At 37.2% G+C, this 5,976-nt stretch carries 3 protein-coding genes; all 3 read right to left on the bottom strand.

Annotated elements, in window-relative coordinates; all coding sequences use genetic code 11:
• Positions 1-214: 214 nt before the first annotated feature.
• From cas2 to cas9, 3 genes are read right to left on the bottom strand one after another with little or no spacing between them, the layout of a single operon-like run.
• On the bottom strand, positions 215-547 hold the full coding sequence (cas2, locus tag HMPREF3208_RS05320; protein ID WP_064347566.1) for a CRISPR-associated endonuclease Cas2: 333 nt from the start codon (positions 545-547) through the stop codon (positions 215-217).
• Positions 544-1,452: a type II CRISPR-associated endonuclease Cas1 gene (gene cas1 / locus HMPREF3208_RS05315; protein WP_064347564.1), complete on the bottom strand. Its 909-nt coding sequence runs from the start codon at positions 1,450-1,452 to the stop codon at positions 544-546. Before cas1 ends, cas2 begins: the two co-directional genes overlap by 4 nt.
• Positions 1,453-1,459: 7 nt before the next feature.
• A complete protein-coding gene (cas9, locus tag HMPREF3208_RS05310; protein WP_230953109.1) occupies positions 1,460-5,020 on the bottom strand; it encodes a type II CRISPR RNA-guided endonuclease Cas9 in 3,561 nt (1,186 codons plus the stop codon).
• Positions 5,021-5,976 lie beyond the last annotated feature (956 nt).

Below are 5,976 nucleotides of genomic sequence, written 5' to 3'. Positions count from 1 at the left end.
GTTGAAAATTAGCTTCTACCATTCTTGATATACTTGGCATGGTGTGAGGCGTGCTTCGTAGTGTGTTGAAAATTAGCTTCTACCATTCTTGATATAATTGCATGCTTCCGTCTGGTTTCACCATGATGGTTGAAAATTAGTTTCTACCATTCTTGATATAATTGGTATATCGTCAAGAATGGTAGAATTTCAACTATTATAAAGCTTTTTACGATTAAAAAAGCATAGCGATATCTGGGGTTTCTTCTTTCTTTTCTTGCCTGGCATTGTAATAACGTTGCGCAGATGACCATTGATGATCACTGACATGTAAAATGCGTATAGATCCACGCGGCGGAAGATTATCCTTAATTATTTTTACTGAAGTTCTATTTCCTGTTTGAGTGGGACTATAACGAACATATGCAGAAAATTGCACCATTGCATATCCCATATCAAGCAGCATATTGCGAAATACAGTTGCAGCATGACGCTCCACTTTTGTTTTCACTGGTAAATCAAACATTACTAAACACCACATGCCACCACTGTCCTCATCGACTTTCATAATCCACTCCTTACGAATTGTGGTACTTGAAATTCTTCCACGTCTTTTTCCACATAAATACCATATGATTGAGCTAAATCAGATAAGGCACTAGGAATCGTATGTCCAGAACCATTAAACTGTTGATTAACACTGTCGATCAAATACTTTTTAACTGCTTTATCATTTGGAGTATCTGAGGATGATAATTTTGAAACAGCGTAATCAACAGCTGGTCTAAACGGTTCAATTATGTCATCTGCTAAGCAGAAATAATTAGTACCATTATGATGATTCATACCCATTGTTGGATTAAGGCCAGCAGATAGAACTGCACGAATGGAGAAACCACGCAACACCATGTAAGCATAGTCAAGTAAAGCATTCCTATCTTGACCAGACCCGGGTTTACGATGAAAATCTTCTTCCTCGGGAAAAATACGTTTCCAATATTCACGAGCAGCTTGGCCTTCCCTATTCGTTACATCTCCAGAACGAACAGTATTGGATAGTCCTCGTAATAATCCACCCCCTTCTTTATTTAACAAATCGAGGCAAGCTGCTTGTCCACGTATTTTCGCACGAACAATCTGAGCCCACGCCGCTTTTCTTCGAGGCACACTCATTGTTGCCTGAGACAATTGACGGACGGTAATTCTCGTAGGAACATTGACCCACGAATGCATAGCACTGACAGGAACGCATCGCCAATCACATGTCATTACGCAAGTACCATATTCAGCACACTGATGAAGAAGACCTGCAGAACAATTACAATGCAAGCCAATAAGCAATATTGCCGTTTCCGTTAGCGGAATTTCAACTTTCTGCTCTAATTCGTGATTACACACTAAAATCCTACCGCGAATATACCGTAATTCACCTTGTAAATTAGTGCAATCAATCACACGCCAAGCATTCTGCATAATTCCTCTATTCTCTATTTTCTCCAGTATCCCAAGGCCAAGAAATAGGTAAATGCGAATGCGATGTCCAACGTACTTCGCCTAACGCATTACGTCGAATAGTTGCTGCGTTATACTTGGCCAATACATTAACCGAAACACGCCAACCTTTACCAGCTAGAATCTTATCAATAGATTCTTCATAAGAAGAATAATCGAAGTTATTGCGCTTGCAATTCGAATACAACTTGTCAATTCCTTCAGAAGAAATCATCGATGGTTTAAGTATCAAAGTTGTTTTATCGTCCGTACCCACAACCACCCAATGGCTATATGCTGCACAATTTGCACCTATTTTGTTTAGGAATTCTACAAATTTACATATATTCCCTAATAATTTAACATGACTAAAATCAACGATAATCTCATCACCAGGAACAAGATATCCTAGATAATTAGCATTACCTGTTTGCACAGCATGAGCGACTTCCGTATCAGCATATCTCATTGAGATAGATTGCTCAGGCAAATCACACGAGAATAAATCTTCATGAATATGTCTGTGCAAATCATTTTGAAATACACGAATCATTCCATAAGATTTTTTAATTTTCCCACTTTTCAACTTTTCAAAGTATTCATAAATACGTAGATGGTGGGTAGAATTACCAATCTTTGCAGAACCTTCTCGTACGAAAAGCTGCACTGCCTGTGCTTTGAAAAAACTAATCGAATCATCAGCATTTAACTTCTTATCATGCAACAGGATAGTTCTATTCGGATTTTCAGGAAGACCATTGTTTACATCATAATCAGGATTCCTTGTCAAAGCACAATAAAGTGCAGGAGTAGAAGAACGTCGAATTGTTTCACTGTCAATTTCATCACCGACATGCAACTTCAATAATGCATTTACCTCATATTGGTGAACAGAAGAATTACTGTATCTCAAGCGAATAGAATTAACCACAGCAACACGATCAGCTCTCATTTCTTCATTAAGAAGTTCCAATAACACATTCATATGAACAGACCAATTAGCATATTGCTGATATCCTTGATCATTAGCCGTTGGATATTCTCTCCAATCAATACCACCAGGAACCACTTTATTGTCTTGCAATAACTGTGTTTCACGCAGATTGCATTTAATTGCAAGTATTTGAGCTATTCCTGGAGTCATCATTGCGATTACTGATGCATCAACTGCATGATGTCGTCTATCAAAACGAGTTTTTCTTCTACCATCAAAGAACTCCAGTTTTCCGTCAATTCTAGACATTCTTCTTGCTATAGCAGTAAGAGACCCAGCATAAACTCCAACATTTGTTTGAGCTTTATTACTTATATCGGAAATACCATTGTTTGTTTGATAATTCTGCGAATTATAATACCAATCAATTCTACGATGCAATTCGTTTGCCATCCATGCAACCGATTCAATAGAACGATTATCGAACGCTTCATCACCAACCTTTTGCTTCAAGCGAGCTATAACTTCTTTTTTGAATTGGCTAGCACCGCGTTTGTCGTATGAGTTAGGAGGGAAAATAAAAGCACGAACACGATTAATAGCGGAATCTACACTAATATCATGATTCTTGCAATATGTAGACTGCTCGCACCAAGTTGCAAAAGGAGTATTACACTTTTGCGCATTACACGATGAGCAAGTAGCAACTAAATTCTCACGAGTATTCGTAGAACCTGGCCCCTTACGTGGAACAATATGGTCTAGCTCGCAAGTATGATAAGTAATCTCAGAGCCACAATACAAACATTGCCCATTCTGACGTTGAACAGCCTCATAACGGCGTATATCTGCATCTGAAATAGAATCACTCGTGCCTAAATGCAAAGAATTCCGCATCATTGCTTTCAGATTCTCTTTACCTTTTGTTCGTTCATCCAATAATTTCTTATATGAATTCGCCATTTTTTTAGATTGGAATCCAGAACGAACATGTTCAATATTAATACGTACAGGATTACCCCAACGATTTTTAGCACTTATAAGGAATCGATGCACAATTTTCAACACTCGATCAACTGAAGGATTACCTGTTGGCTCTGCAATAGGAGCTTCAGATGGACGCCAATTATTTGGTAAATTAAATAACTTTTTGCGCGCTTCAAATAAATCATCATCAGTTTCAAGCATTTGCTTATTGAGTTCATCTAATGTTTCCAAACTATAAGCAGCACGACCATTAGGCAATGAAATATTTTCCAATGCAGCAATTTCTGTTTCATCCATTGAATCAATAAATGCTATTGCTGAACCGTACTTATCTTGATATTCAGGATTATCATGAATTGCTTCTATGTCTACCGTGTTGCTCAATATCTCAATAAGAGATTCTTTATCTTCTTGCGTACGATTAGCATCTAGCCACCATTTCCTTAAAGATTCATCCTTCGCATAAATAATAGCTAACTCACTATTCAACATTGGCGGACGATTACCAACAGATTCTCCATCTCCTATTTGTGATCCCACTCCACGTAACTTATAGCGTTCAATTCCGAGGCAATCAGCTACATCAATCCAAGTATATAATGGCGCTTCAGCGCCTTTCTCTTTTGATGGCTCATCAATCGAAATTGTCAATAATTTATAAACACTTTGCTTTTCTTCTATTGTTAAACAACGTTCTTTTGAATTTTCTCTTATGCGCAGATTAGAAATAGTAGATATGATTCGATATTTCTGAAATGCTAACGAGGCCTTTAGTGCACGCTTACCCTTTCCTGTTATAGCATCCTTGCCAACACGATTTTCTGCAGAACCACGCGGAGATTTCTCATAAAAAACAGCATTAATAATTTGCTCTCTAACATACTTGTCATCAATATGTTGCACATTGAAAATATTGAGAATCTCAAGCATGTTATCACTTTGCATTAATTTACGTGGTAAAACAGGATCTAATGAGTTGGGATGTTCTTTCCTTTTCTTGTCTGTAGTTATACGTAAACGACGCGAGGCTTTACCTTGTTGTGATAAAAGATAATCGCGTACTAATTGCGCAGGCGTACAACCTTCACAACCTACTCCTGGCGCAAACTTTTCAATATTTTTTAGCAACTCATTGTAAAATTCAGAATACTCAGTCTCTTGCATCATTGACTTTATCGACTGATAAGGATTGCGCCAACCACGATGTCGAGCAATATGACGAATTGCAACACTTAACATTTGTTTACGTTGTTCTTCATCCGCAATAAATTCATCAGCAAGTTTTGCACGAAAAAGCCATGGAATAAACGAATCAGAAAAATCTAAATCCTTGTTTTCAACAACAGGAAAACCCAATGAATGCAATAGAAAATCAAGTTTCTGCAAACGACGTCTGCGCTGACGATACAACCTGCGCACGCGCCGCGCGACACCAGAAATTGCTTTACGCGTATCAGATTCTTTTGCCCCATTTGGATCAATACCAGCATCATGAATAACACTCATTGCTTTAAGTATTCTTATAGGTTCACCATTATTATCCAAACGAATCGCAGCAAGACCTACTGAATTTAAACCGACGTCAATGCCGATAGCATAAGAAATATTACCTTCCATATACAGAATCATAAGCACTTATTTGTATAAATAAAATAACTATCTATAAATTTTCATGTAACAAATATCTATAACATAGCATTAACTTAATAACGAAAATGCCTCACGTAAACGGTGCTCTAACAATTGGCGATAATATTGGCGATTTGAGCGGTGTAACCATTGTTATTAAAGCGTACGCTTTCGCTTTACAAGAAAGCGGGGCAAGAAATCGACGGAAACGACGAAGCAATTCGCGAAACTTTTCTGAATGCGTACACATTTGGTAAGTTGAAATAACGAGAATGATTGTGTGTATATAACGCATAAATAATTTGCTTATTATAAAAAACATAATGGGAACGCTATCTTAGTAATCTTCCCATTATGAATATATGGATATTGTTTACGTAAAAGCTACATATATGCACTCAGTAAGGTATTTTTTAAAAACACGTGAATATGGAAATTAATAATATGTTCAACTGTACTATTCATTGATTATATCGATGTGTTAACTTTTTAAATCTTCTAACCAAACTTAAAAAATCACTTGTTTTCTATTTCCTAAAGATGATATATTGTAAATGCTAATTTTCAATAAGACTGGACTTGTTATCCAGTTTGATTGCTCAGCAGATTTGATGATTGTCACTGCAGGGGAAGCTTCCAGCTTCCCCGTTTTTTATTTATTAGTTTTCAAATTAGGGGTTATAGGGTTATAGGCCAAAAGTGTGTAAAGCTAGGCTGATGAGTATTCTGTGGCATAAACTAGCCTCAGCACTGTTAAAAACTCAGTCAACCGACTGAGAAAATAACGGTCATACGTTACTCGCGCAGTACGTAATCTGCGTTAATAACGAATAATTGCGATTTATTGTTACTCGCGCAGTATGTAATCTGCGTTAATAACGAATAAGCGGGGTTATACGTTACTGGTGCAGTACATAAACTGCACCAGTAACAGCGTTTGATGATTTATTGTTAAA

The organism is Gardnerella vaginalis (genome assembly GCF_001546485.1).
Classification (GTDB): Bacteria; Actinomycetota; Actinomycetes; order Actinomycetales; family Bifidobacteriaceae; genus Bifidobacterium; species Bifidobacterium vaginale_D.
Note: the sequence above shows the minus strand (reverse complement) of the source record. Positions and strands in the feature narration are given on the sequence as shown.

Excerpts from the sequence above, each read along its gene's own strand:
- cas2 (WP_064347566.1), bottom strand. The coding sequence starts at position 547 with ATGAAAGTCGATGAGGACAGTGGTGGCATGTGGTGTTTAGTAATGTTT.
- cas1 (WP_064347564.1), bottom strand. The coding sequence starts at position 1,452 with ATGCAGAATGCTTGGCGTGTGATTGATTGCACTAATTTACAAGGTGAA.
- cas9 (WP_230953109.1), bottom strand. The coding sequence starts at position 5,020 with ATGATTCTGTATATGGAAGGTAATATTTCTTATGCTATCGGCATTGAC.